The organism is Thermomicrobium roseum DSM 5159 (assembly GCF_000021685.1).
GTDB lineage: Bacteria > Chloroflexota > Chloroflexia > Thermomicrobiales > Thermomicrobiaceae > Thermomicrobium > Thermomicrobium roseum.
This window is the reverse complement of sequence record NC_011959.1, coordinates 1,614,654-1,639,974: the sequence shown is the minus strand read 5'-3', so window position 1 is coordinate 1,639,974 and position 25,321 is coordinate 1,614,654. Positions and strand designations below refer to the sequence as shown.

23 protein-coding genes are annotated in these 25,321 nt (G+C 68.0%); 8 read left to right on the top strand and 15 right to left on the bottom strand.

Going from position 1 to position 25,321, the window contains the following annotated elements:
* Positions 1-92: 92 nt before the first annotated feature.
* From TRD_RS07685 to prfB, 7 genes are all read right to left on the bottom strand, one after another.
* Positions 93-1,877, bottom strand: coding sequence for a hypothetical protein (locus TRD_RS07685; RefSeq protein WP_015922587.1), 1,785 nt, complete (start codon positions 1,875-1,877; stop codon positions 93-95).
* Between the two features lie 3 nt (positions 1,878-1,880).
* Positions 1,881-2,384, bottom strand: a complete 504-nt coding sequence (locus TRD_RS07680; protein ID WP_015922586.1) for a hypothetical protein — start codon at positions 2,382-2,384, stop codon at positions 1,881-1,883.
* Positions 2,385-3,448: 1,064 nt separating this feature from the next.
* Positions 3,449-5,350, bottom strand: coding sequence for a molecular chaperone DnaK (dnaK, locus tag TRD_RS07675; protein WP_015922585.1), 1,902 nt, complete (start codon positions 5,348-5,350; stop codon positions 3,449-3,451).
* Positions 5,351-5,352: 2 nt separating this feature from the next.
* Positions 5,353-6,009, bottom strand: coding sequence for a nucleotide exchange factor GrpE (locus TRD_RS07670; RefSeq protein ID WP_015922584.1), 657 nt, complete (start codon positions 6,007-6,009; stop codon positions 5,353-5,355).
* Between the two features lie 2 nt (positions 6,010-6,011).
* On the bottom strand, positions 6,012-7,058 hold the full coding sequence (gene hrcA / locus TRD_RS07665; protein WP_015922583.1) for a heat-inducible transcriptional repressor HrcA: 1,047 nt from the start codon (positions 7,056-7,058) through the stop codon (positions 6,012-6,014).
* A gap of 107 nt (positions 7,059-7,165) precedes the next feature.
* The gene (locus TRD_RS07660) at positions 7,166-8,407 is read right to left on the bottom strand and encodes a peptidase MA family metallohydrolase (protein ID WP_015922582.1); all 1,242 of its coding nucleotides are present in this window, start codon (positions 8,405-8,407) and stop codon (positions 7,166-7,168) included.
* A protein-coding gene (gene prfB / locus TRD_RS07655) for a peptide chain release factor 2 (RefSeq protein ID WP_226980690.1) occupies positions 8,376-9,501 on the bottom strand; the annotation gives its coding sequence in 2 pieces (ribosomal slippage) (positions 8,376-9,431 and positions 9,433-9,501; 1,125 coding nt in all). Before prfB ends, TRD_RS07660 begins: the two co-directional genes overlap by 32 nt.
* A gap of 186 nt (positions 9,502-9,687) precedes the next feature.
* On the opposite strand from prfB, the gene TRD_RS07650 reads away from it, so the two are divergent.
* Positions 9,688-10,128: an RrF2 family transcriptional regulator gene (locus tag TRD_RS07650; RefSeq protein ID WP_015922580.1), complete on the top strand. Its 441-nt coding sequence runs from the start codon at positions 9,688-9,690 to the stop codon at positions 10,126-10,128.
* Between the two features lie 34 nt (positions 10,129-10,162).
* Positions 10,163-11,335: a cysteine desulfurase NifS gene (gene nifS / locus TRD_RS07645; protein ID WP_015922579.1), complete on the top strand. Its 1,173-nt coding sequence runs from the start codon at positions 10,163-10,165 to the stop codon at positions 11,333-11,335.
* Between the two features lie 1,141 nt (positions 11,336-12,476).
* On the opposite strand, the gene scpB is transcribed toward nifS, so the two are convergent.
* The 8 genes from scpB to TRD_RS07605 form a co-directional block, all read right to left on the bottom strand.
* Entirely contained in the window at positions 12,477-13,043 is a 567-nt protein-coding gene (scpB, locus tag TRD_RS07640; RefSeq protein WP_015922578.1) for an SMC-Scp complex subunit ScpB, read from the bottom strand.
* Entirely contained in the window at positions 13,030-13,749 is a 720-nt protein-coding gene (locus tag TRD_RS07635) for a segregation and condensation protein A (RefSeq protein WP_015922577.1), read from the bottom strand. Before TRD_RS07635 ends, scpB begins: the two co-directional genes overlap by 14 nt.
* 13 nt (positions 13,750-13,762) lie before the next feature.
* Positions 13,763-14,407 carry a site-2 protease family protein gene (locus tag TRD_RS07630; protein ID WP_015922576.1) on the bottom strand — a complete coding sequence of 215 codons (645 nt, stop codon included), beginning with the start codon at positions 14,405-14,407 and terminating at the stop codon, positions 13,763-13,765.
* A 6-nt stretch (positions 14,408-14,413) separates the two neighbouring features.
* Positions 14,414-15,448, bottom strand: a complete 1,035-nt coding sequence (locus TRD_RS07625; protein ID WP_015922575.1) for an ABC transporter ATP-binding protein — start codon at positions 15,446-15,448, stop codon at positions 14,414-14,416.
* Positions 15,438-16,463 (bottom strand): ABC transporter ATP-binding protein, encoded by a 1,026-nt coding sequence (locus TRD_RS07620; RefSeq protein WP_015922574.1) that lies wholly within the window; start codon positions 16,461-16,463, stop codon positions 15,438-15,440. The genes TRD_RS07625 and TRD_RS07620 overlap by 11 nt, the downstream gene beginning before the upstream one ends.
* A gap of 191 nt (positions 16,464-16,654) precedes the next feature.
* Entirely contained in the window at positions 16,655-18,379 is a 1,725-nt protein-coding gene (locus tag TRD_RS07615) for an ABC transporter substrate-binding protein (protein WP_015922573.1), read from the bottom strand.
* Between the two features lie 74 nt (positions 18,380-18,453).
* Positions 18,454-19,404, bottom strand: coding sequence for a branched-chain amino acid transaminase (locus tag TRD_RS07610; RefSeq protein WP_015922572.1), 951 nt, complete (start codon positions 19,402-19,404; stop codon positions 18,454-18,456).
* A gap of 38 nt (positions 19,405-19,442) precedes the next feature.
* Complete coding sequence (locus TRD_RS07605) at positions 19,443-20,207, bottom strand: HpcH/HpaI aldolase family protein (protein WP_015922571.1); 765 nt, start codon at positions 20,205-20,207, stop codon at positions 19,443-19,445.
* A gap of 149 nt (positions 20,208-20,356) precedes the next feature.
* Between TRD_RS07605 and TRD_RS07600 the strand changes: the two genes are divergently transcribed.
* The 6 genes from TRD_RS07600 (at position 20,357) to accC (ending at position 25,269) form a co-directional block, all read left to right on the top strand.
* Complete coding sequence (locus TRD_RS07600) at positions 20,357-20,881, top strand: YceD family protein (protein WP_015922570.1); 525 nt, start codon at positions 20,357-20,359, stop codon at positions 20,879-20,881.
* A gap of 96 nt (positions 20,882-20,977) precedes the next feature.
* Entirely contained in the window at positions 20,978-21,187 is a 210-nt protein-coding gene (gene rpmF / locus TRD_RS07595; protein WP_041436044.1) for a 50S ribosomal protein L32, read from the top strand.
* Between the two features lie 27 nt (positions 21,188-21,214).
* Complete coding sequence (locus TRD_RS07590; protein ID WP_015922568.1) at positions 21,215-22,222, top strand: beta-ketoacyl-ACP synthase III; 1,008 nt, start codon at positions 21,215-21,217, stop codon at positions 22,220-22,222.
* Positions 22,223-22,226: 4 nt separating this feature from the next.
* Positions 22,227-23,165, top strand: a complete 939-nt coding sequence (gene fabD, locus TRD_RS07585) for an ACP S-malonyltransferase (RefSeq protein WP_041436042.1) — start codon at positions 22,227-22,229, stop codon at positions 23,163-23,165.
* Positions 23,162-23,911, top strand: a complete 750-nt coding sequence (gene fabG / locus TRD_RS07580) for a 3-oxoacyl-[acyl-carrier-protein] reductase (RefSeq protein ID WP_015922566.1) — start codon at positions 23,162-23,164, stop codon at positions 23,909-23,911. Before fabD ends, fabG begins: the two co-directional genes overlap by 4 nt.
* 5 nt (positions 23,912-23,916) lie before the next feature.
* The gene (gene accC / locus TRD_RS07575) at positions 23,917-25,269 is read left to right on the top strand and encodes an acetyl-CoA carboxylase biotin carboxylase subunit (protein ID WP_015922565.1); all 1,353 of its coding nucleotides are present in this window, start codon (positions 23,917-23,919) and stop codon (positions 25,267-25,269) included.
* The last annotated feature ends 52 nt before the right edge of the window (positions 25,270-25,321 follow it).

Genomic DNA, 25,321 nt, shown 5'->3' with positions numbered 1-25,321 from the left:
TGACGTGCCGTTTGGAACTTCGCAGGTGTTCCACTCGAGCCCCGCTCATCGCGAGCGGGGCTCGATTAGGCCCCCGGAGGGACTCGCGGTTTTTACACCTCCACCAGCTCGAGCTCGAGGCGGCGGGCTTCGGCGGGGGTGACCCCGCCGAGGCGCTCCTCCAACGCGGCCACTTGCACCAGCACCGTCGCACCGGACGGCGCATCGACGTCGCGGAAGGCGAGCGGCGCGCCGCTCCGCCAGGCGTCCCAGAGCAGCCCGGCCAACAGGGTCGGGTCGCGGGTGTCTTGCGCGCCGTCGGCCCGCGGCAGGAGCGGCCCGAGCTGCACCGCCAGCCGCCAGCGCCGGCGCGGCAGCCACTGGCTCTCGCTCGCCCCGCTCCCACCGGTCGCGCTGGTCGCACCCAGCCCCCACAGCCCCACGACGGCCGGCGACCAGTCGCTCACCCCGCTCACCGCGACCTGCACCTGGAGCGCGGCCGCCTCGAGCGGCGGCGCGAACCGCTCCTCGAGCACCAGAAAGCCGCGCGGTGTTCCGCCGACCGCCCGAGCCGGGCCCCAGCTCCAGCTCGACCCGGCATCCAGGCTCCAGCCCAGCTGGACGCTCACCGGCGTGCCGCCCCCATCCAGCCAGGCCAGCGCAGTCCCCACCCCCAGCCAGGGAAGGCGCGCCGCTGGCAGCGCGGTCAGGAGCCCGCTGGCCACCTGGAAGCTGGCGCGCCGACCCGGATAACCGGGTCGCGGCAGCGCCTGGAGGGCCAGGAGCCCGCTCGAGCTCGCGCGCCCGAGCAGGAGGTCGAGGTCGGGGTGTCGCCCGCCTACCGCCACCGGCCAGCCGGCGCCGGCATCCGCCCACTCCTCGACCAGATACCAGGGTTCGGCCTTCTCCCAGTCGAGCGCGAGCCCCTGTAGGCTGGCCAGCCGGCCCGGGGTGGCCCAGAGTTGCCAGCGGCCGCTCGCGGAGTCCTGGACGGTCACCCAGAGGTAGCCACCGGCGCTGGCTGCCCCGCGGGTCGCCAGTCCGGACGGGCCGGTCGGCGTCCAGCCGCGCACCGTGCCGGTGGTGTCGGCGCGGTGCACGCGACCGGCCAGCCAGGTGTAGAGGGCGGTGCCGTGCCCGACCAGGAAGGCGCCGTCGTCTTCGGCCAGGAGCGGCGGGTGGGTGAAGAGGAGTTCCGCTGTCGTCCCCTTGAGCCGCCAGAGCGCGGTCCGCGTCAGCGCCCAGACGAAGCCGGCATGACTGGCGAGCCGCCGTACCGGCGCGTCCAGCAGGAAGGTCGTGGAGGTGGTCGCCGCCGTGTAGCGGAGCAGCCGGTCGTCCTGGCCGGTCGCGGTGGGGACGAGGTAGCCGGCCTGGCCGTCGGTGGCGATGAGGCGCGCTGTGGCCTGGTAGTAGCCAGTCGTGTAGCTCCCGGCCGCCAGGTCGATGCTGGAGACCTGGGTCGCCGTGCCGTGCGCCAGGAGGAGACGCGTCCCCATCTGGCAGGCGTCGCTCACCGTCGCCGCCAGCGTGCGCACCTCGGCCAAGCCAGCGAAGGGACCGCCCGGCGAGCCGGCCTGGCGCCACTGGCGGCTGCCCGCCACCAAGTGGACCTCGGGCGCCAGGATCCCGCTCCAGGCTGGGCTCGCCAGCGGCCAGTTGGCCGGGGCGCCTACCGCGCGGAGCGCGGGGCCGGCGGCCAGCCCCTGCCCCTCCCAGACGGGCAGCGCGCCGAGCGCCTGCCAGTAGCGGTCGGCGGCGCGCTGGAGCGCCTGCCCACCGCTGGCGAAGCCGCGCACGGCCAGGCGCACCGGGCCGGTCGGGCGGCGCGACTCGCTCTCCCGCCGGTAGGTGCCCGGCAGGACGACGAGCGGGAGTCCCGCCAGTTCGACTTCCACGGCTCAGCTCCGCTCGCGCTCGAGCGCCCGGGCGATCTTCTCGAGCGGCGAGAGCCGCCCGGCCTCGGCCTCGGCGATGCGCCGCGGTGCCCCGGCACTGACCGGCGGGACTGCCCGCTGCGCCTCAGCCAGCAGGCGAGCCCGGAGCGCGACGGCACGCTCGGCGCTGGCCAGGAGCGCCTCCAGCGTCTCGCCGGTGACCAGTTCGGGGAGCGCCTCCGGGTAGGCGCGCAGCACCAGTGCGCGCAGTGCGTCGAGCGGTACCGGCGTCAGCGGCGCGGGAGCGGCTGTTACCGGGTCGTCGCTCTCGGGCGGCGCCGTCTCTGGCGCGTCGGGTGCGCTCGGCGGCGGAGCGTCCGGCGCGGTGGGTGCGGCTGGCGCGCTGGCTGGCGGGCTGGCCGTGGGCAGCGCGGCGGGTGGGGCGGTGTCCGGCGGACCAGCTGCTGGAGCAGTCTGGGCCGGTGTGTCTAGTGGCATCGGTGGGGCGAGCGGTGTGCCGTCGTGCATCCGTCGTCCTCCCTTCCATAGAAGGACACAGCACGAGGGGCGCCGAAACGGACAGGGGGTGGGTGGAATGCTCCGCGGCGCCTCGCCTCGACGAGGTCGGGGCGGCGCATCGCTGACCGGGCAGGTGTGCGCCACGGTCCGGTACGACCGCCCCCGTCCGGTCGGGGTCAGGCGGTGCCTGACCCACCGGCCCGCCGGGGCCGGCAACGCATGCCGATGGGTGCCGCGGTGCGGTGATGACCACGGCGGGGGTGGTGGGCACCGAACGCCCGGGGCTTCAGCCCCGGGCTCAGTCCGCAAGCCCCCTGAAGGGGGCTGTGCGGCGCCTAGGCGCCCGGGTCGATCGGCTGGGTGCAGGCGCCGTGTGGATCAGCCGGCTTCAGCCGGCTTGGGGACTGAGCCCGGCCGTTCACGGCCGGGCGATCGTGGAGAGGGCCGCTCGGCTGGTCTGCGCTGCGTGTCGTGCGAGACGTGTCGGCTACGTTGAATCGCCGCGCCCATGGCGCGGGCGGGCGAGGCGGCGCCTCGCCCCTACATGAATGGGCGGACGCATCACCGGTGCCGCACCTGCCTGCCACGGTGGGGCGGTATCCCCCATTTTGTAGGGGTCAGGCGCTGCCTGACCCGCCGGCCCGGCAGGGCCGGTCATCGTCCCGTCGCCGATCGAGGATGTGCCATTCCCATCGCGATGCGCCCGTTCGTGCTGCGGAATCGCCGCGCCTATCGGCGCGGGCGGGCGAGGCAGCGCCTCGCCCCTACACAGGTGGGACGACCCATCCCCGATCGGGGACAGCGGCATCACCATGATGCGCGACCCCTCCGTCTGGTAGGGGTCAGGCGGTGCCTGACCCGCCGGCCCGGCAGGGCTGGCAGACCACCACCGGCGTCACACGGTGGCGACAGCATCGTCCGGATGGTGGATCGGACCGGTGATCGTCGCCGGAATCGGCTGCGCCGTGCGGTCTCGGGCGGGGCGAGGCGGCGCGCTGGGGCCGCCCTCACGGGGCGGCAGGGTGAGGGGTGCTCCGGGGCGACCCAGCGCGCCGGGGATGCGGGTTCGTCCCTCACACCTCGCGGTACTCGCCCTCGACCGTCTCCTCGCCGGGCGCACCGCTCGTGCGCCCACCGCCGTCCGGCCCGGTTGAGGCCGTCGCGCCGGCCTGCTCGTACATGCGGGCGCCGACCTGGGAGAGGGTCCGCGCCAGCTCGTCGTAGGCCGGGCGCAGGCGCGCCGTGTTCATCGGATCGCGCTCGACGATTTCGCGCACCGCCTGCATCTTGTTCTCGAGCTCGAGCTTGAGCTCGGACGGGATGCGGTCCGAGAACTCGTTCAGCGTCTTCTCGGCCTGGTAGAGGAGCGCCTCGGCCTGGTTGCGCAGCTCGATCGCCTCCCGCTTGCGGCGGTCCTCCTCGGCGTGCTCCTCCGCCTCGCGGATCATGCGCTGGATCTCTTCCTCGGTCAGGCCGGTCGAGGCCGTGATCGTGATCTTCTGCTCGCGACCGGTCGCCAGGTCGCGCGCCGAGACGGTCAGGATACCGTTGGCGTCGATGTCGAAGGTCACTTCGATCTTCGGCACGCCGCGCGGTGCCGGCGGGATACCGTCCAGGATGAACCGGCCGAGCGTCTTGTTGTCGGCCGCCATCGGCCGCTCGCCCTGCACGACGTGGATCTCCACCTGGGTCTGGTTGTCGGACGCCGTGGTGAAGATCTGGCTCTTGCGGGTCGGGATGGTCGTGTTGCGCGGGATGATCGGTGTCGCCACCCCACCCAGCGTCTCGATGGCCAGTGTGAGCGGCGTGACGTCGAGCAGCAGGACCTCCTTGACCTCACCGGCCAGGACGCCCGCCTGGATCGCCGCGCCGATTGCCACGACCTCGTCCGGGTTGATCCCCTTGTGCGGCTCCTTGCCGAAGAACTCCTGCACCTTGCGCTGGATGAGCGGCATCCGTGTCTGTCCGCCGACCAGCACCACCTCGTCGACGTCGCGCGGCGAGAGCCCCGCGTCCTTGAGCGCCTGCTCCATGGGCGGGATCGTCTTCTCCACGAGATCGGCAACCAGTTGCTCCAGCTTGGAGCGCGTCAGCGTCTTGACCAGGTGCTTGGGTCCGGTGGCGTCCGCCGTGATGAACGGCAGGTTGATCTCCGTCTGCTGCACGCTGGAGAGCTCGATCTTAGCCTTCTCGGCTGCTTCCTTCAGGCGCTGAAGCGCCATCCGGTCCTGGCGCAGGTCGATCCCGGTCTCGCGCTTGAACTCGTCGCAGAGCCAGTCGATGATCCGCTGGTCGAAGTCGTCGCCACCCAGGTGGGTGTCGCCGTTGGTGGCCAGGACCTGGAAGACCCCTTCCGAGATGTCGAGGATCGAGATGTCGTAGGTCCCACCACCCAGGTCGTAGACCGCCACCTTCTCCTCGCCCTTCTTGTCCAGCCCGTAGGCGAGGGCCGAGGCGGTAGGCTCGTTGATGATGCGGAGCACTTCCAGCCCGGCGATCCGGCCGGCGTCCTTGGTCGCGTTCCGCTGGCTGTCGTCGAAGTAGGCCGGCACGGTGATGACCGCCTTGTCGACCGTTTCACCCAGGTAGGCCTCGGCGTCCTGCTTGAGCTTCTGCAGGATCATGGCCGAGATCTCCTGTGGCGTGTACCAGCGGTCACCCATCTTGACCTCGACACCGCCGTTCTGGGCACGCCGGACCTGGTAGGGCACCAGCTTGATGGTGCGCTGCACTTCCGGGTCGTCGAAGCGCCGACCCATGAAGCGCTTGATCGAATAGATGGTGTTCTCCGGATTGGTGATCGCCTGGCGCTTGGCGAAACGACCGACCAGACGTTCGCCGGTCGGCGTGATCGCCACGACCGAGGGTGTCAGTCGCTCCCCCTCCGCGTTGGGGATCACGACCGGCTCACCGCCTTCGATCACCGCCATCACCGAGTTGGTGGTTCCCAAGTCGATTCCGATGACTCGTCCCATGGTTACTCCTCACCTCGCTTTCCGTCCGTCATGGTCTCTCCTGGCGTTTCCGGTGGACTCGCCCGACGCTCGACCCGGACCAGTGCCGGGCGCAGTACCCGCCCGCGCAGCCGGTACCCGCGCCGGATCTCCTCGACCACCACATGGTGCGGCCCTTCGCCGCTCACCGCCACCGCCTCGTGCTCCTCGGGCGAGAACGGCTTGCCGACCGCCTCGATCGGCTGAACCCCCTCGGCTTCCAGCACGCTCCAGAGCTTGCGCTCGATCAGGAGCAGCCCCTGCACCCAGGGGGAGTCGGCGACGTCCGGCGGCAGGTGGGCGATCGCCAGATGGAAGTCGTCGAGGACCGGCAGGAGCTTGGCGATCAGTTCCATGTGCGCCAGGTGCTTGAACTCTTCCAGCTCCTGCTCCACCCGGCGCTTGTAGTTCAGGAACTCGGCGCGCGCCCGCCGCGCCTGGTCCAGATACTCCTCGCTGAGCTGCTTGAGGTGCTCGATCTCCTGCCGCAACGCTTCCACCTCGTCAGCCGGGCCGAGCGGTGGTGGCTGAACCTCTTCCGGTGTCGCCACCTCGCTGGCCACCGGCACCGGCTCGGCGACTGCCTCGGCGACCGGCTCGCTCGCTTGCGCCTGCTCCATCGGTTCGTGTCGCTCGTCCATCGTCATCCTCCCTCCCGATCCGGCCCACCGGAGAGCTCGCTCATCAACTCGGAAACGACCGAAGCGAGGAAGCGCACCGCCGCGACGGCGCGCGCGTAGGCCATCCGCTGCGGACCCAGCACGCCCAGCCAGCCGGTGCTCTCCGCTCCCGAGCGATAGGCGGTGAGGATCAGGCTGAACGGGCGCAGCTCGCGCAGTGCCAGGTCCGAACCGATCAGCACGCGCACCTCCTCGCTCGGATCCAGCCGCGGCAGGAGCCAGGTCAAGAGCATGCCACCGCGGAGCACTTCCAGCAAAAGGTGCGCCAGATTGGCCTGCGCGAACTCCGGCTGCCGGATGACGTGTTCCAGCCCTTCGGCGTACAGCTCGGACCGCTGCTGGTGCTCGATGAAATGCAGCGCCTCGGCGAGACGCTGGAGGACGAGTGCCACGGTCGGTTCGGCACCCTGGGCGCGTCGCTCGATCGCCGCGCGGTCCAGCCAGCGCAACTCCGGATTGAGGCGCTGGCTGAGCGCGCTCAGCTCCTCCTGCTCCAGCGGTTGCGGCAGCTCGAGCAGCGACTGGTGGATCGTCCCCGATTGCGTCACCAGGACGAGCAGCACCACACGCCGGCGCAGGCTGATCAGCTCGAAGTGGCGCAGGCGCTCCACGCGGGCGCGCGGCGGCGTCACCAGCCCGACGTTGCCGCTCGTCTCCGCCAGCACCGAGGCCGCCAGCTTGAGCCAGCTCGGAACCTGCTGCTCGACCTGCCGGAACTGATGCCGGATCATCAGCTGCTCTTCCGACGAGAGCTGGCTCTCCTCCATCAAGTGCTGGACGTAGTAGCGTAACCCGTGCTCGGTGGGGACACGCCCCGCTGAGGTGTGCGGGTGGGCGAGGAAATCCAGCGCCTCCAGCACGCTCATGTCGTTGCGCACCGTGGCCGGGCTCACGCTGAGCGACGCGCGCTCGACCAGCGCCTTCGAGCCCACCGCGCGACCCGAGCGCAGGTATTCCTCGACCACGTGACGCAGGATCTGTCGCTGTCGTTCCGTCAGCTGCACGCTCATGGCACCTCGCTTAGCACTCGCTCCCGCCGAGTGCTAGCCTACGGCAAGGATAAGCCTTGCTACGAATCGTGTCAAGGTCGCGGCGCGAGAAAGGGACGGCTGGCCGGTCAGTGCTGCGGTGCTGTGGGGCGCGGCCGCCGGCTCCGGCACCGGGTCCGACAGGCACGCCGGACGAGCACGATACCCGCCACGCTGCCTGCCGCGCTCACCGGGAGGAGCGGATTGGCCGCGCGCGGCTCTGCTGGGCGGATCGCGCGTTGGGCGAGCCAGGCCCGCCACGCGCGGTCCAGCTGGTCGACGTCGATTCCCAGGCTCTCGGCGAGCGCCTCGTCGTCGCTTACTCCCTCGCGGTAGGCCGCCAGGAGCCGAGCGATCCCCTCCTCGCCGTAGGTCGTCACCAGGTACTCGACGACGCTCCGGTTGGCCGCATAGCCGAGCAGGGCTGCCTCCGGATCGGTTCCGAAGCTGGCGCTCAGGGCCCGCAGCGAGGGGAGCGTCCCCGACCGGCGAGCGCGCTCCAGTGCGGTGTCCAGCCACGGCTCGGCTACCTCCTGGTAGAGCGTCGCCAGGCCCTCGTCGAGCCACGCCGGCGGCGTGCTGAAGGGGTTCTCGGTCGCCTGCGCGATGACCAGGTGCAGCACCTCGTGACTGAGCAGGCGTGCCAGTTCCTCTTCCGCGCCCGGCCCCGCTGCCACACCTCCCAGCACGAGCCGGTACTCCGGGATGGCGACACCGCCGATCCATTCCTCGCTCTGAAGCGGCAAGGCAGTCCGCAGTGCCTCCGGTGATGGGTAGAGGACGATCCGCACTGGGCCGCTGAGCGCGACACCGAAGCGCTGGCCGAAGCGGACGATGGCCCGCTCGCTCACCGCCAGCGCTGTTTCGATGTACTCCGGGTCGGTCACGGTGCTGAAGAGCTGGACTGGCCCGCGGCTCCGCTCCACCCACCGGTAGCGCGTGTCGCGATACGCCAGCCGTTGCTCGGGCGATTCGACGACGCTGCCGTCAGCCAGGACGAGCCGCCAGCGATAGGCGAGGTCGATGAACGGCGGCAGATAGTTGACGCGCATGTCGCGCGCGTAGCGCAGACGGACGGTCGTTCCTGGCTCCACCGGTGGACGGGCGACGAAGGTGACCTCGCCGTCGACCGGTCGGTAGCGGAGCTCCACTCGCTCGATCGGCTGCGCGGCTTCGGCGACCAGCGTGAAGACGATGCGCTCGGGAAACGCGACGGCCGCACCCAGGTCCTGGAACTGGACCCGCGGTGCGGCCAGGCTCGCGCTCGGGCCGAGTGCCAGGAACGCGAGGAGCAGGAGACTAGCGGTCGCTCGCCGCAGCCGTCTCCTCACCCTCGGCTGCCTGCTGGTGCAAGTAGGCCTCGATGAACGGATCGATTTCCCCTTCCAGGACCGCCTGGATATTCGGCGTGCTGACCTCGGTGCGGTGGTCGGTGACCATCGTATACGGGTGCAGGACGTAGGAGCGGATCCGGTTTCCCCACCCGGTCACCACCGGCTTCCCCTTGAGGCGGGCCTGCTCTTCCTGACGCTGCCGGATCTTCAGCTCCAGGAGCCGCGCCTTGAGGATCTTCATCGCCGTCTCGCGGTTCTGAATCTGCGAGCGCTCGTTCTGGCAGGTGACCACGATCCCGGTCGGCAGGTGCGTGATGCGCACCGCGGACTCGGTCTTGTTGACGTGCTGGCCACCATGGCCGGAGGCGCGGAAGGTATCGATGCGGATGTCCTCCTCACGGATCTCGACGTCGTCATCCTCCTCGACGAGTGGCAGGACCTCGACGAGCGCGAACGAGGTGTGTCGCCGGTGCGCCGCATCGAACGGGGAAAGTCGCACCAGTCGGTGCGTCCCGGCCTCTCCCTTCAGGTAGCCGTACGCGTAGGGGCCACGGACCTCGACGGTCGCACTCTTGATCCCTGCCTCTTCCCCCTCCAGGAGATCGACGACTTCGGCCGCAAAGCCGGCCCGCTGTGCCCAGCGCAGGTACATGCGCAAGAGCATCTCGGCCCAGTCCTGGGCGTCGACCCCGCCGGTTCCGGCATGGACGGCCAGGATGGCGTCGTGCCCGTCGTACTGACCGGTGAGGAGCAAACGCAGCTCCAGCTGCCGGACCCGCTCGGCGAGTTCCGTTGCCTCCTGCTCGACCTGCCCAGCCAGCTCCAGGTCGTCGCTGGCCAGCGCGCGCAACTCGAGGAGATCACGTGCCTGCTGGGAAAGCGTCTCCCATTCCTGGACGAGGTCGCGCAACTGGCTCAGACGCCGGAGCAGCGATTGGGCGCGCTGCGGATCCTGCCAGAGGTCCGGATCAGCGGCCTCGTGTTCGAGCTGCTCGATCTGCTGACGCTTGCTGGGCAGGTCAAAGACGCACCCCGATTCGGTCGAGCCGCTCGACCAGTTCTTCCAAATCGATGAGCATCGGCTGTGCCATCGTCCACCACCTCCCACGGAAAAGCGGCTGGCCACATGGCCAGCCTTTGCCTTAGTATAGCAGAAACACCATCCGGTTGACGAATCCCGAGCGATGCGGTAAGGTAAGAGCGCGGGGCGAGAATCATTCTCAGCTGCGAGGAAGTCGCAGGTCGTCTCGCCTGCCTCCAGCGATAGGACACGAGCCATGAAGGTTTCGACGCGCGGCGAGTACGGATTGCGAGCGATGGTCTCGCTGGCCCGCATGTACGGGCGCGGCCCCATGCCGTTGAGCGTCATCGCGCAGGACTCGGCCGTGCCGCTGGCGTACCTGGAGCAGCTCATGCTGCCGTTGCGCCGGGCTGGGCTCGTCGTTTCCACCCGCGGCGCCCATGGGGGCTACGAGCTGGCTCGCCCACCCGAGCAGGTGAAGGTCGGCGAGATCTACCGCGTGATGGAAGGGCCGATCGCTCCCATGGACTGCGTGCGCGAGGACGCCGACGAGGATATCTGCCCGATGATCGACGGTTGCGCGACGCGGATCGTCTGGCTCAAGCTGCGCGACAGTATCGTCGAGGTCCTCGACTCGACGACGCTGGCCGATCTCATCAGTCACGCGCCGCGTCCACGCGCCGAGCAGCCGGTCTGATGCCGGACGCAGTCGTCGATACGGGGAGGGATGCGTGAACCGAACCGAAATCTACCTCGACCATGCGGCGACCACCCCGGTCGATCCCCGCGTGCTCGAGGCGATGCTCCCCTTCTTTACGGAACGATTCGGGAATCCCTCGAGCATCTACGCGGCGGGACGCGAGGCCCGCGCCGCGCTCGACCAGGCGCGTGCCCGCATCGCCCGTCTCCTCAACTGCCAGGCGCGCGAGATCGTCTTCACCAGCGGCGGCACCGAGAGCGATAACCTCGCTGTCAAAGGTGTCGCATTCTGGCACCTGGTGAACGGGCGCGGTCGGCACATCGTGACCACCGCCTTCGAGCACCATGCTGTTCTCCACAGCGCTGAGTACCTCGAGCGCTTCGGCTTCCACGTCACCTACGTCGCACCGGACGCTGATGGGATCGTCCAGCCGGAAGCGATCGAGGCAGCGCTCCGTCCGGATACCATTCTGGTTTCCGTGATGTACGCCAACAACGAGATCGGGACGATCCAGCCGATCCGCGAGATCGCCCACTTGTGTCGCGAGCGCGGCATCACCGTCCACACCGATGCTGTCCAGGCAGCTGGCACCTTGCCGCTCGATGTCGAGGAGCTCGGCGTCGACCTGCTTTCCATCAGTGCCCATAAGTTCTACGGGCCCAAGGGGGTCGGGTTGCTCTACGTGCGCAGCGGGACGCCCATCCTCTGGCAACAGCACGGCGGTGCGCAGGAGAGCAACCGGCGCGCGGGCACGGAGAACGTCCCCGGTATCGTCGGTATGGCGCGAGCGCTCGAGCTAGCGTACGAGGAGCTCGACGAGCGCAACGCGCATGTCCAGGCGTTGCGCGACCGGCTGATCGACGGGATTCTCCAGCGCATCCCGGACAGTCGACTGAACGGGCATCGCCACCAGCGGCTGCCCAACAACGTGAACGTGACCTTCGCGGGTGTCGATGGCGAGACGTTGCTCTTGAACCTCGACCTGCACGGGATCGCTGCCTCCTCTGGATCAGCCTGCACGACCGGTTCCACCGAGCCGAGCCACGTCTTGCTCGCGATCGGCGCGACACCCGAGCAGGCCCGCAGCAGCGTGCGCCTCACGCTCGGCAAGGACAATACGGCGCGCGAGATCGAGCGGACGCTCGACGTGCTCGAGGAAACGGTCGCCCGGCTGCGCAAGCTGGCTGGCGCACGGAGCCGCTAGTTCCTGGGTATCGGAATTCGTCCCCCACGCGGCGGGGATGTGCTGCGTCCCATCCTGGGACGACGTTCCCCCTACCGTCTCTGCCCGGCGACGCCGCCGTGCTTATCGGGCAGTACCCCGCCCGGGGAGGGGACAGGCCGTGCCTTGCCCCGACAGGGTTGAGCCAACGCATCGGCGGTGCCGCGGATACCCGCCAGGGGTCGCGTGATCGGCGCCGCCCTGTAGGGGTCAGGCGCTGCCTGACCCGCCGGCCCGTGAGGGCCGGCAGATCGACGCCAAAGGGTGCGGTGGTGCCTCGACCATCGCTGCCGGGGCGGTCGGCAGCGAACGCCCGGGGCTGAAGCCCCGGGCTCAGTCCGCAAGCCCCCTGAAGGGGGCTGTGCGGCGCCCAGGCGCCCGGGTCGATCGGCCGGGTGCAGGCGCCGTGTGGATCAGCCGGCTTCAGCCGGCTTGGGGACTGAGCCCGGCCGTTCACGGCCGGGCGATCGTGGATACGGCCGCTCTGCTGATCTGCGCTGCGTGTCGTGCGAGACGTGTCGGCCACGATGCATTGCCGCGCCATGCGGCGCGGGCGGGCGAGGCACTGCCTCGCCCCTACACCGTGGGCAACCCATCCCCGGTCGGGCATTCGGGTGCGACAGTGGGGCGCTCAAGCCCGTCTTGTAGGGGTCAGGCGCCGCCTGACCCGCCGGTCCGTGAGGGCCGGCAGACCACCACCGGCGTGCGACAGCGGTCGGTCGTGATCATCGCCGCATGCCGGTCTGCGACCCGCATGTGCCGCGCCATGCGGCGCGGCGGGCGAGGCAGCGCCTCGCCCCGACAAAGGGGTCGTCCATCACCGTCCTGGCGTGTACCAACCACACATCGGCGGTGCGCGACCCCCCGTCTTGTAGGGGTCAGGCGGTGCCTGACCCGTCCGGCCCGGCAGGGCCGGCGAACGACACCATCGCCGATCGCCGATGTGCTGTTGCGGTCACCGCGGGGCAACGGCGACGGTATTCGGTGCGACGCGGTTGCGGCCACCGACACCGCCCGTCGTTCCGACGGTGCTGGTGAGGCCTCCCCGCGGCGCGGCGCGTTGCGGAGGGAACGGTCACGGTCGAGGGGTGGCCACCCCTGTCGCGGCTCCGTCGGCGGTCGCTCAGAGGGCCGATCTTGATGGCGCGGGCTGACCCGAACGCCGCCGCTCGGCCAGGAGGGTCGCCAACTCGTCCGGCAACGGTGGAAGCGCCTCCAGGCTCGGGAGACCGAATCGCTCCAGGAAGAGCAGGGTGGTTCCGTATTCGACCGGTTGCCCAGGCGTCGGCCGTCGACCGCGCGGCTCGACCAACCCGTAGGCGAGCAACGTCTGAAGCGCCGCGCTCGAGTCGACGCCCCGCACGGTCTCGATTTCCGCTCGCGTGACCGGTTGCAGGTAGGCGATGATCGCCAGGGTCTCCAGCGCTGCCGGGGAGAGGCGTCCCGTTTCGCCACCGAAGAGCTGCGCGATCAGCGGGCCGTGTTCGGGCGCCGTGGCCAGCTGCACCGTCTCGCCGTGCGCCAGCAGCATCAGCCCCAGTGCAGCTGCACGCTCGGCCAGTTCGCGCAGCGCGGCTTCCAGTTCCTCCGCTGTGCAGGCGAGGAGGGCAGCGAGTCGCTCGCGGGCAACCGGCTCCCCAGCCGCGAAGAGGAGCGCACCGAGCGCGGCGACGCGATCAGCTCGTGCCATGCTCGTCCGTCCGCTGCACCCAGATCTCGCCGAACGGTTCGGCCTGTTCGAGCGTGACCACTCGTCGTCGTGCCAGGACGAGGAGCGCCAGGAGCCCGGCTACCACCTCTGGTCGAGTCGGCCGCGCCCCCAGGAGTTCGCGGAACGTGCGGCGCCCGGTGAGTCGCTCGCGGATGCGGGCGATCATGGCGATGAGCGAGACGACCGGTGTCCAGCGGAGGGGCAGGGCCACGGGTCGTTGCCGTCGCGCCCAGCGTGCGAGCGCACGCAGCAACTGGGCCGGGTCGCCGCTGGGGGCAGCGCGCGGCGCACGCGGGAGGGCCGGTCGTGTCCAGCAGCGTAGCCCGGCGGCTGCCCGCGCTTGGAGCCACGCCGCCGCGTCCCGGAAGGCGCGATAGCGCTCCAGATCCTGGACGAGCGACGCAGCGTCCTCGTCTGCGACGTCGTGGTGCGGGAGGAGCGCTCGCGCTTTGAGAACGGTCAGACGGCTGGCAACGACCAGGAAGTCGGCCAGGAGTTCGGGTCGATGCGCTTCCACCGTCTCCAGAGCAGCCAGGAATTGCTCGGTCACGGCGCGGAGCGATACCGCGGTGATCGGCAACTGCCGCGACTCGACCAGTTGCAGCAGGAGATCCAGCGGCCCACTGAACGGCCCAGCGCTGACTGGCACGTCCCGCAATTGCTTGGAGGGGAAGATCAGGCGCATGCGGTCCCCGAGCTCAGAGCGGTGCCTCGCCGATCACGAGACGGAACAGCAGGCGATAGACGGGCAGGTACATCGCGGCGAGGATGCTGCCCCCTAGGCTGCCGAAGACGATCAGGACTAGCAAGATGCCGACACCGTAGCGCTCGAGCGGTGCCAGGATCGGGTACCAGAAGGCAGGCAACAGACCGAGCAGGATCTTCAAGCCGTCGAGCGGCGGGATCGGGATGAGGTTGAACGCCGCGAGCAACAGGTTCACCAGGATGAGGCGCTGCACGAACAGCGTCACCGGTTCCGGTGCAGCCGGGAGACCGAACCGGTAGGGAAGCGCAAAGGCGAAGGCGATGATCACGTTGGAAAGTGGACCGGCCAGCGCCGTCAGCGCCATGCCGCGATGCCCCCAGCGCAAGCGATTGGGGTTGACTGGTACCGGTCTCCCCCAGCCGATGCCGAAGCCCAAAAAGACGATCATCAAGAGACCGATCGAGCCGATCGGATCGAGGTGCGCGAGCGGGTTCAACGTCACCCGACCGTGCCGGGCAGCCGTGTCGTCGCCCAAGCGCAAGGCGGTCCAGGCATGCGCGAACTCGTGCACCGTGATGGCGAGCACGAAGGCGACGAGCGTGGCCAGGATCGTTTGCGGGTCGAGTCGTCCCAACACGGCGCGTTACGGTGTGCAACCGGGATAGAGGTGGCAGGCGACGAAGTGGCCACCACCTTGATCGACGAAGCGCGGCTCGACCTTGGCACAGACATCCATGGCGTACGGGCAGCGCGTATGGAACCGGCAGCCGCTCGGCGGGTTGATCGGGCTGGGGACGTCGCCGGTCAGGATGATCCGCTCGCGCTTCTTTTCGATCTTGGGATCCGGGATCGGGACGGCGCTCAACAATGCCTTGGTATAGGGATGCAGCGGATCATCGTAGAGGGCGTTGCGGTCCGCCAGTTCGACGATCTTGCCGAGATACATGACGGCGACCCGGTCCGAGATGTGCCGCACCACGCTCAGATCGTGCGCGATGAAGAGGTAGGTGAGATGGAACTTCTCTTGCAGCTCCTCGAGCAGGTTGATGATCTGGGCCTGGATCGAGACGTCGAGCGCCGAGACCGGCTCATCGGCCACGATGAACTCCGGATTGGCGGCCAGGGCACGGGCGATACCGATCCGTTGCCGCTGCCCACCCGAGAACTCGTGCGGGTAGCGGTTGGCGAAGTACGGGTTTAGCCCGACGACCTCGAGGAGTTCCTGGACCCGCTGGTTCCGTTGCTCCTTGGGGACGAGATTGTGTATCTGCATCGGCTCGGCGATGATGCTCCCGACCGTCATGCGCGGGTTGAGCGAGGCGTAGGGGTCCTGGAAGATCATCTGCATGTGCCGGCGCATCTTGCGCATCTCGCCGGGCGGGAGCTTGGTGAGGTCGACGCCGTTGAAGAGGACTTCCCCCGCTGTCGGCTTGTAGAGCTGGAGGATCGCCCGACCGGTCGTGCTCTTGCCGCAGCCGCTCTCTCCCACCAGTCCGAGCGTTTCGCCTCGGAAGATTTGGAACGAGATATCGTCGACCGCCTTCACCCAGCCGATGCGTCGCTGCAAGATGATCCCCCGGGTGAGCGGGAAGTACATCTTGAGGTTGCGGACATCGAGCAGGACTTCCCGATCGCCCCGACCGCTCGTCGTCGGTGCCGGACGCAGTTCAGTTGCCATCGTCAGCCCTCACCTCTCCCTGCCGTCGTGGACCGGCGAGCGACACTTCTTCCCAATACCAGCAGGCTGATCGGTGTACCGGGTTCACATCGAAGAGCGGCGGATTCTTCTCACTGCACTTCTCCCGCGCGAAATCGCAACGCGGGACGAACGGGCACATGTCGGGCAAATCGATCAAGTCGGGCGGAAGCCCGCGGATCGGATTGAGGCGTTCCTTGCGCGGCGCGTCCAGCCGCGGGATCGAATTCAACAGGCCGACCGTGTACGGATGCTTGGGGTTCTCGAACAGCTCCTCGGTCGGCGCTGTCTCCACGATATGACCGGCATACATCACGTTGATCCGGTCGGTCATACCGGCGACGACCCCGAGGTCGTGGGTGATCAGGATGAGCGCCGTGTTGTGCTCGTGCTGCAGCGTGCGGATTAGGTCGAGGATCTGAGCTTGGATCGTCACATCCAATGCAGTCGTGGGCTCGTCGGCGATGAGCAGGGACGGGTTGCAGGAGAGCGCCATCGCGATCATCACGCGCTGGCGCATCCCGCCCGAGAACTGGTGAGGATACTGATCCACCCGCTGCTCGGCGTTGGGGATGCCGACCATCTTGAGGAGTTCGATGGCCCGCTGCCGTGCCTGCTGCTTGCTCATCCCAAGATGGAGTTCCAGCGCCTCGCTGATCTGCCGGTTGATCGTCAAAACGGGGTTGAGCGAGGTCATCGGATCCTGGAAGATCATCGCGATCTTCCTGCCGCGGATCGACCGCACCTCGTCGTCGCTCATCTTCAGGATGTCTTCGCCCTCGAAGATGATTTCGCCGCTGACGATCTTGCCCGGCGGGCTCGGGATCAAGCGCATGATCGAGAGTGCCGTGATGCTCTTGCCGCATCCGCTTTCCCCGACGAGCCCCAGTGTCTCACCGGGCATCAAGTGGAACGACACCCCATCGACCGCCTTGACGACGCCATCCTGGGTGAAGAACTGGGTACGCAAATCGCGTACCTCGAGAAGCGGTTCCATCGCGCCTCCTTACATCCACCTGGCTCGTCGAACGCGCATACGCCGGAATCCCGCTCGCTGCGGCTACGCGCCCAGTCTACCGGCTCTGCCCGACACCGTCAACAGGACGCGACGAACCCGGCCGGTCTCGCTGCCCACTTCAGCCGGATCGCACGGGCGGAGCCCGGAACCAGGCGCACTCGCTTCCCATTTCAACTCTCCGTGCGCAGCCGCCACTGCTCGATCCCGGTTCGTGTCCGCACGACCAGCGCATCGAGCACCGGGATTTCCAGCCGCTCCGAGCGCACCACGATCAGATCGGGATAGACGAGCGGCAACATGGGCAAATCGCTCAGGACGCGCTGCTCGATCTCCCGGTACAGCGCGGTGCGCTGCTGGCGATCCGTGGTGGCGACCGCCTCCACCAGCTTCTGGTCAACTTCCGGATCGAGATAATGACCGAAATTGAGGCCATCGAAGAACGAATCGCTGGACCACACGGCGCTCTGGTCGGGATCGACATCCCAGAGGATGCCGATCAACAGGGCATCGAAGTCGCGTTCCTGCGTCGCGCGTCGTCGGACCTCGGCCCAGGACCGGAGTTCCAGTTCCACGTCGATACCCAGGGCCCGCCATTGCTGCTGCAGGAGTTCGGCCACTGCTCGGCGACTCGGGTCCGTACCGGTCGCCAGCAGGCGGAAGTGCAGCCGTTGCCCCTCGCGGGTGCGCACGCCATCGTCTCCTGGCACCCATCCCGCCTCGCTCAGCAGGCGTTGCGCTTCCGCCGGATCGTAGGGATAGCGGATCGCTGGTTCACCGGCAGCCCAGGAAGCCGGTGGCTGGAGCCCCTCAGCGATACGAGCGCGTCCGCCCCAGACGGTCTCGACCAGCGCAGCCCGATCGGTCCCGAGCAAGAGCGCCCGGCGCACTCGCTCGTCAGCGAACAGCTTGCTCTTGGCTGGATCGAGCTGGAGTGCGACGACGAGGAGTTCGTACCCCGGCAGACGATCGATGGTCACTCCATCGATCGTCGGGAGTCGGCCGGCCTGTGCTGCGTCGATCACGGCCCAGTCGATCGTGCCGTCGCGTAGGCCTCGTTCCAGTTCCTCGAGCGTGCTCACGATCCGATACGTGTACTGAGGCACCTGTGGGGCACCACGGTAATAGTCCGGATTGGCCCGAAACGTGAGCGAGACACCGCGCAGCCACTGGGTCAGGATGAAGGGGCCCGTACCCACTGCGGAGGAGAGTCCGAAGGGATCGGTCACCAGCTGCTGCGGCAGGACCGTTCCCAGCACATGCTCGGGCACGATCCCGATCGTCCCCAACACCGGCAAGAACGAGGCATCGGGTCGGATCAGCGTGATCCGAACCGTCCGGCTATCGACCAGTTCGACCGCTTTGATGCGCTCGGCGAGCCGCGAGTAGCGTGGGGAGCGTACTTCGGGGTCGAGCATCCGCTGGTACGTGAACACGACATCGTTGGCCGTCAGCGGCTGGCCATCGTGCCAGCGCACCCCCTCGCGCAGCCGGAAGGTGTAGGTCGTCCCGTCGCGGCTCACCTCCCACGACTCGGCGAGAGCCGGAACCGGCTCGGCAGTTTGCGGATCGAGTGTGACGAGTCCGTCGAAGACGAGTCGGCTCAAAGTATCGGAGAGCGGATCGGCCACGAAGAGCGGGTTGAGGGTGCGGGGCTCTTCGAGGCCAGCCTCGACGATCCCGCGGCCGGAGACGCTTCCCGGTGCGGCCGCGCTGGCCGTCGCCGTCGCGTCGGGTACGACGGGTGCTGGAGCGACGGGAGCAACGGTGGTCGGGGTCGAGACCGGCACGCTCGTGTTGGCCGGCGGAGAAGCCAGCTGCGGTGTGGGGCGCGCGCGACAGCCGAGAACGACCGTGCAGGCGAGGACGATGCTGACGATCCAGAGCCTCCGGCGCACGCTCCGCTCCGCTCAGGCGTCCATCGTGCGGCGACTGGACCAGGTATCTGGGCTCCCGAGGTATCCGCGGCGGATCAACGGGCCCCCGCTTCGCGAGCGACCGCCACGCGCGTCAGATAGTGCCGGTATGGCGTGTCCTCGCCGCGCACCACGGCCAGATAGAGCTGCTGCAAGCGTGCTGTGATCGGGCCGATCTCACCCGTCCCGACCGTGCGCCCATCGATGTTCCCGATCGGCGAGATCTGGACACCGGTACCGCAGAGGAACGCCTCGTCGCAGATGTAAAGCTCGCTCCGATCGATCTCCCGCACTTCGACCGGGATTCCCAGATCGTGCGCGAACTCCAGGATCGTTCGCCGCGTGATCCCTTCCAGGATGTCGGCGGTCACCGGCGTGGTGATGAGCGTTCCGTTGCGGACGATGAACAGGTTGGCGGCGCTGCCTTCCGCCACCTTGCCGTGGTGATTGAGCATGATGGCATCGTCGAAGCCGCACTCCATCGCCTGGTCCTTGGCGAAGGCGGAATTGACGTACGCGCCGCAGACCTTGGCCCGGCTTGGAATGACGACGTCGACTGTCCGCATCCAGGAGGTGGTCATCAGGCGGATCGGGTGGGTGATAGGCAGGTACTCCTGCATCGGCAGCATGTAGATGGCCAGTTCGTCCCGCACTCCCTTGAGCTTGGGGCCGATCTCCAGATCCGCCTTGTAGACGAAGGGGCGGATGTAGACATCGGTGCGTGGGGCATTTTGCCGCACCAGTTCCACGATCAGTTCGCCGAGCGACTCGGCGTCGTAGGGGAGCTCGGCGCGCAGGAGGCGGGCCGATTGGAGCAGGCGACGGGTGTGATCCGGCAGGCGGAAAATGTTGATCGTCTGCCCGTCGCGGTCGAGATAACCGCGGATACCGGCGAAGACTCCTGTCCCGTACTGGAGCGCGTGCGTCGCGATACTGACCTTCGCCTCCTGGATCGGCACGAAGCGCCCCTCGAAGAACGCGATCGGCAACAGTTCTGTCCCAGCCATCGCTCGAGCCTCCCGTTCGTGATCCTCCGCTCGCCTCCTCAGGCTCGCGCGCTGACCGCGGCGAGCATGGACCGCGCTCCGGCTGCGAGCAGCGCGGTCGTGTTGGTCGCCAGCATGCGGAAGCCGCGCTCCAGCTGGCGTTGCGCCAGTTCAGCGGTCGGCGCGGTCGTCCCCAGCGGCAGACGACCGTCGACGCGCCGCACGATGTCGTCGATCACGGCTTGCACCTCGGGATGGAATTGCTGTCCCGGATAACCCATCGACTGCGCGAGGTCATTCGGGCCGACGAAGAGGACATCGATACCGGGGATAGCCAGGTATTCCTCCAGCCGCTCGACCACCGCGATATGCTCGATCTGGACGATGACGAGCGTTTCCTGGTTGGCCTGCTGGACGTATTCGTGCAGCGGCATCGTCAGGCCGAAGTTCGCGGCCCGTACCCCCGCGACACCCCGACGACCCTGTGGGTAGTAGCGGCATGCCTCCGCTGCAGCGACTGCTTCCTCCGGGGTGTTGACCTGCGGAACCATCACGCCAGCGACACCGAGATCGAGATAGCGGAGGATGACTTGCCGGTGATTGAGCGGGACGCGGACGATCGGGACCGTCCCGGCGACCTCGGCAGCCAGGACCATGTGGTACGCTGTCTCCTCGGTAATGCGGCCATGCTCGGCATCGAGCAAGACGAAATCGAAGCCGAGGTAGCCGCAGATCTCCGCCAACTCCGGGGAGGGGTAGGGAAGGAAACAGCCGATGACCGCCTCACCCGCCTGGAGTCGCCGTTTCACTCGATTCTCCCGCATCGCCGCGCTCCCCGTTACTCAGCGAGCCCGCGGGGGCATTCTACTCCGCGGAGCGCAGACGGGGAAAGCCCTTTTGGGCATTCTTGGACGTGCTTGTTACACTTGAAGAGTTGCGCACCCCCCGAGGGACGCGACCGGAGGGCTGTCCCATGCGCATCAGGCACCTCGAGAACGACACCATCATCAACGTTTCCCAGCTCCTCAAGGCACCGGTCGGTACCGAGCGCTACTTTACCGTCCATCTCGATCGGCTCGTGCTGGACAGTGACCTCGAGGCTCGCGATCTCACCGCCTCGGTGCGATTGCTGCGGACCTCCAACGGTATCCTGGCGACCGGCCAGCTCCATGTCACGGCGCACCAGACCTGTGTCCGCTGCCTCACCGAGTTCGACGGCCGTTACAGCGAGACCTTCGAAGCCGAGTTCTGGCCGACCGTCGATATCCTCACCGGCCTCCCACTCCCACCTCCACCGGACGAGGATATCTTTACTATCGACAAGAACCATCACCTCGATTTGCAGGAAATGCTCCGTCAGTATGCGATCCTGGCTATTCCCCTCTATCCGGTCTGTGGTCCCCAGTGCCCTGGGCCGGAGTCGCTCTGGCAGCGTGAGGAAGAGGTGATCGACGCACGGCTGGCTGTCCTGCAGTCGCTCCTTGACGAACGAGCGTGATTGTGCGACAACTTGCACTCAGCATGCAGTGACCTCCTCGCGGAGGAGTTTCGGCATGCACCGAGTCGTCGAACGAGACATGGAAGGATCGACCTGATGGGCGCTGTACCGAAGCATAAAGTCAGCAAGCGGCGACAAGGATTCCGCGCCGCACACCAGTACATCGACGTGCCGCCGCTCACCACCTGCCGGACCTGTGGGCAGAAGCATCGTACCCATTACGTCTGCCCACACTGCGGTCATTACCGCGGTCGACTCGTTCTGGATATGGAGAAGAAGAAGCGGCAGCGACGTCCCGAGGCCTGACGGCGCTGCGGGGCAGGGGGCAGCGCGATGGCGTACCGTGCCGCGATCACCGGGTGGGGTGCTTACGTCCCAGCCCAGGTGCTGACCAACGCCGACCTGGAGCGCATGGTCGCGACCTCCGACGAATGGATCGTCACGCGGACCGGTATCCGCGAGCGCCGTATCGCCGGCCCCGACGAGACGACCGTTCAGATGGCCACGGCCGCAGCGCAACGTGCGCTGGAGACGGCCCAGCTCGATCCGCAGCGACTCGATCTGGTCATCGTCGCGACCACGACCCCCGATTACTTGATGCCAGCCACCGGGTCGCTGGTCCAGGCAGCGCTGGGAGCGACCCGAGCCGGAGCCTTCGACCTGGTTGCCGCCTGTTCGGGCTTCGTCTACGCGCTCGGTGTCGGTGCGCAGTTCATCATGGCGGGAACCGCTCGTGCGGTGCTGGTGGTCGGCGTCGACGCGCTCACCCGGTGGCTCGACTTCACCGACCGGACGACTTGTGTCCTCTTCGGTGACGGTGCCGGAGCCGTGGTCCTGGAGGCGAGCGAAGCGGACGAGGGCGTGTTGTCGACCGTGCTCGGGTCGGACGGCACCGGTGCCCTCCATCTCTATCTCGAGGGCTTTCCCGAGCTTCTTCGCGCCAACGGCTCGGTCGCACCCAAGCGACCGGTCATCCGCATGGCCGGCCGCGAGGTGTTCCGCTTTTCGGTGCGGATCATCGGTGAGGCTGCCCTGGAGGCAGTGGCGCGAGCTGGCCTCTCGCTCGATGACGTAGATCTCTTGATCCCGCACCAGGCGAACCGGCGAATCATCGAGGCAGCGGTCGAGCGCCTCGGTCTGCCCTGGGAAAAGGTTTGGGTCAACCTCGACCGTTACGGGAACACGTCGGCCGCTTCGGTGCCGATCGGGTTGGCTGAGGCCGCCGACCAGGGTGTCCTGCACCCTGGGATGAACGTCGTCCTGGTCGCCTTCGGTGCTGGACTCGCCTGGGCTGCCAGCGTTGTTCGCTGGGGTGCGCGTGGCGTTCGACGCGGAGGATGAGCGCATGCAGGACGCCTGGGTTTTCCCCGGACAGGGATCCCAATGGGTGGGCATGGGTCGTGACCTGGCCAGCGAGGACGCGCTCGCTCGCGCAGTCTTCGAGGAAGCGGATGCGGTGCTCGGCTTCCCGCTCTCCCGGATCGTCTTCGAGGGACCGGAAGAGGAGCTCGCTGCGACGCGTCATCAACAGCCAGCGCTCCTCGCTACCAGCATCGCGTACCTGCGTGTACTCGAGGCTCGCGGGTTGCTCCCGGTACCGCGTGTCGTCGCTGGTCACTCGCTCGGTGAATACACGGCCCTGGTGGCTGTGGGCAGCCTGACGTTGGCCGATGCCCTGCGGCTCGTCCGCCGCCGCGGTGAACTCATGGAGACCTATGGGCGCGGTGGCATGCTCGCGGTCATCGGCCTCGACCGCGAGCGACTGGCCGCCATCGCTAGCGAGGCCGGCGTCGAGCTCGCCAACGAGAACGCACCGAACCAACTAACGCTGAGTGGGCCGGACGAGGCCCTCGAGCGCGCAGCCGAACTCGCCCGCGGTGCGGGTGCGCGGCGAGTCGTCCGTTTGCCGGTCAACGCTGCTTTCCATTCTCGCTGGATGCGGCCGGTCGCCGATGCGCTCGCCCTCGAATTGGCGAATATACCGATTCGAACGCCCAGTGTGCCGCTGATCGCCTGCTCGGACGCGCGCGTGCTCACTGATCCGGAGGATCTCCGCCGAGAGCTTGTCGAGCAGATCGCGTCACCGGTTCGTTGGGTCGCGGTCGTGCAGCGCGCGCTCGACCTCGGCGTTGCGCATTTCTGGGAGATCGGCCCTGGCCAGGTGCTGAGCGGCTTGATCCGGCGTATTGCACCCACTGCCGAGATCACCACAGCTGAACAGCTCCTGCGAGCGGAGGATGTCTCGCTCGTCCGACAGGAGCGGGTGGCGAAGGAGGAGCGATGAGCGGAGAACGCGGAGCAGCGATCGTGACCGGTGCCGTTCGTGGGATCGGTCGTGCGACCGCGCTGCGGTTGGCCCGAGACGGCTTCAAGGTCGTCGTCAATTACCGCGGCGACGAGGCGCTGGCACAGGCGCTCGTCGAGGAAATTCAGGCGGCTGGCGGAACCGCCATCGCTTTCCGAGCCGACGTGACGGATCCAGAGCAAGTGGGCGCCATGGTGCAGGCGGCTATCGACCAGTTCGGCCGTCTGGATGCGCTCGTCAACAATGCCGGGATCACGCGCGATACGCTCCTCTTGCGTATGCGGGACGAGGACTGGCACGCCGTCCTCGAGACGAACTTGACGAGCGTCTTCTATTGCTGCCGCGCGGCTCTGCGGCCGATGCTGCGCCAGCGCTATGGACGCATCGTCAATCTCTCCTCCGTATCCGGGCTCATCGGGAACATCGGGCAGACCAACTACGCGGCGGCCAAGGCCGGCATCATCGGCTTCAGCAAGGCGCTCGCCCGCGAAGTGGCGAGCCGCGGCATCACCGTTAACGTCGTCGCTCCCGGATTCATTCAGACGCGCCTCACCGAAGCCTTACCGGCCGAACTCCAGCAAAAACTCCTCGAGCAGATCCCGATAGGCTTTTACGGCACACCCGAGGACGTCGCCGAGGCGATCGCCTTCCTCGTCTCGCCGGGGGCACGGTACATCACGGGAGCTGTCCTGGCTGTCGATGGCGGGCTCACCATGGCATCGTGAGCGGCATGATCCGCAAGGTCCTCATCGCCAACCGAGGCGAGATCGCGCTGCGCGTCCTCCGCGCGTGCCGGGAACTGGGTGTCCCGGCCGTCGTCGCCTACTCGGAGGCCGACCGAGAATCGTTGCCGGTGCGTTTGGCTGACGAGGCGATTTGTATCGGGCCGGCACCAGCTGAGCGGAGCTACAACCATATTCCTGCCATCATCAGTGCGGCGGTCGTCACCGGCTGCGATGCCCTCCACCCCGGTTACGGGTTTTTGGCCGAGAACGCACTCCTGGCCGAGATCTGCGAAGAATGCGGGATCACTTTCATCGGACCCCGACCGCAGACGCTCCGTGCGCTCGGCGACAAGGCAGAAGCGCGTCGGCTCATGCAGCGCGCCGGGCTCCCGATCGTCCCAGGGAGTGAGACGCCCGTTCGCGATGCGAGCGAGGCCCGGCGCATCGCGCGCAAGCTGGGCTATCCCGTTCTCGTCAAGGCCGCAGCCGGTGGCGGTGGACGCGGCATGCGGATCGTGCGGGAGGAACGCGAACTCGCCACGGCTCTGCAAGTCGCTCAGCAGGAAGCGCAGGCAGCCTTCGGCGATCCCTCCGTCTATCTGGAACGCTACCTGGAGCGGCCACGGCACGTCGAGGTGCAGATCTTGGCTGATCAGCACGGGAACATCGTCGCCGTCGGTGAGCGCGACTGCTCCATCCAGCGCCGCTACCAGAAACTGATCGAAGAGGCCCCCGCACCCGATTTGTCAGCGAGGGTGCGCGACGCGCTCCATGAGGCCGCTGTTCGTGGTGCACGGGCGGTCGGTTACGTCGGTGCTGGCACCTTCGAGTTCCTGGTCGATCGGGAAGGCCATTTCTACTTCACCGAAGCCAATGCGCGTCTCCAGGTCGAGCATCCGGTCACCGAAGCCGTGACCGGCCTCGATCTCGTCCAGTGGCAGTTGGCTATCGCGGCCGGCGAGCGCCTCGCGCTGCGCGAGCGCGATCTTGCGCCCCGCGGGCACGCCATCGAGGTGCGCGTCACGGCCGAGGATCCCGACCGTGACTTCGCGCCGCGTCCTGGCCGCATCGAGCAATTGGTCTGGCCAGGTGGACCCGGAATCCGCGTCGACTCGCATGCCTATGCTGGCTACGTCGTCCCGCCGCACTACGACTCGCTTTTGGGTAAGGTGATCGCCTGGGGGCTCGATCGGGCACAAGCGATCGAGCGACTCGACCGCGCTCTCCGCGAAACGATCATCGACGGTGTGCCCACCCCGATCCCGCTTCTCCGTCGCATCCTGCAGCACCCGGATTTTCGGGCTAGCCGGCACACGACGACCTTCCTGGCCGAGTACCTCGCCAGCCAGCAGAGCTGAGCAGGGTACAATCGATCCGTGGGGGCTGCTCGGCAGTCCTCTCGATGGCGCT

What these genes read in the sequence shown, in the direction of transcription:
- TRD_RS07680 (WP_015922586.1), bottom strand. Translation starts at nt 2,384, where the DNA reads ATGCACGACGGCACACCGCTCGCCCCACCGATGCCACTAGACACACCG.
- dnaK (WP_015922585.1), bottom strand. Translation starts at nt 5,350, where the DNA reads ATGGGACGAGTCATCGGAATCGACTTGGGAACCACCAACTCGGTGATG.
- TRD_RS07670 (WP_015922584.1), bottom strand. Translation starts at nt 6,009, where the DNA reads ATGGACGAGCGACACGAACCGATGGAGCAGGCGCAAGCGAGCGAGCCG.
- hrcA (WP_015922583.1), bottom strand. Translation starts at nt 7,058, where the DNA reads ATGAGCGTGCAGCTGACGGAACGACAGCGACAGATCCTGCGTCACGTG.
- TRD_RS07650 (WP_015922580.1), top strand. Translation starts at nt 9,688, where the DNA reads ATGAAGGTTTCGACGCGCGGCGAGTACGGATTGCGAGCGATGGTCTCG.
- scpB (WP_015922578.1), bottom strand. Translation starts at nt 13,043, where the DNA reads ATGGCACGAGCTGATCGCGTCGCCGCGCTCGGTGCGCTCCTCTTCGCG.
- TRD_RS07635 (WP_015922577.1), bottom strand. Translation starts at nt 13,749, where the DNA reads ATGCGCCTGATCTTCCCCTCCAAGCAATTGCGGGACGTGCCAGTCAGC.
- TRD_RS07625 (WP_015922575.1), bottom strand. Translation starts at nt 15,448, where the DNA reads ATGGCAACTGAACTGCGTCCGGCACCGACGACGAGCGGTCGGGGCGAT.
- TRD_RS07620 (WP_015922574.1), bottom strand. Translation starts at nt 16,463, where the DNA reads ATGGAACCGCTTCTCGAGGTACGCGATTTGCGTACCCAGTTCTTCACC.
- TRD_RS07610 (WP_015922572.1), bottom strand. Translation starts at nt 19,404, where the DNA reads ATGGCTGGGACAGAACTGTTGCCGATCGCGTTCTTCGAGGGGCGCTTC.
- TRD_RS07605 (WP_015922571.1), bottom strand. Translation starts at nt 20,207, where the DNA reads ATGCGGGAGAATCGAGTGAAACGGCGACTCCAGGCGGGTGAGGCGGTC.
- TRD_RS07600 (WP_015922570.1), top strand. Translation starts at nt 20,357, where the DNA reads ATGCGCATCAGGCACCTCGAGAACGACACCATCATCAACGTTTCCCAG.
- rpmF (WP_041436044.1), top strand. Translation starts at nt 20,978, where the DNA reads ATGGGCGCTGTACCGAAGCATAAAGTCAGCAAGCGGCGACAAGGATTC.
- TRD_RS07590 (WP_015922568.1), top strand. Translation starts at nt 21,215, where the DNA reads ATGGCGTACCGTGCCGCGATCACCGGGTGGGGTGCTTACGTCCCAGCC.
- fabD (WP_041436042.1), top strand. Translation starts at nt 22,227, where the DNA reads ATGCAGGACGCCTGGGTTTTCCCCGGACAGGGATCCCAATGGGTGGGC.
- fabG (WP_015922566.1), top strand. Translation starts at nt 23,162, where the DNA reads ATGAGCGGAGAACGCGGAGCAGCGATCGTGACCGGTGCCGTTCGTGGG.
- accC (WP_015922565.1), top strand. Translation starts at nt 23,917, where the DNA reads ATGATCCGCAAGGTCCTCATCGCCAACCGAGGCGAGATCGCGCTGCGC.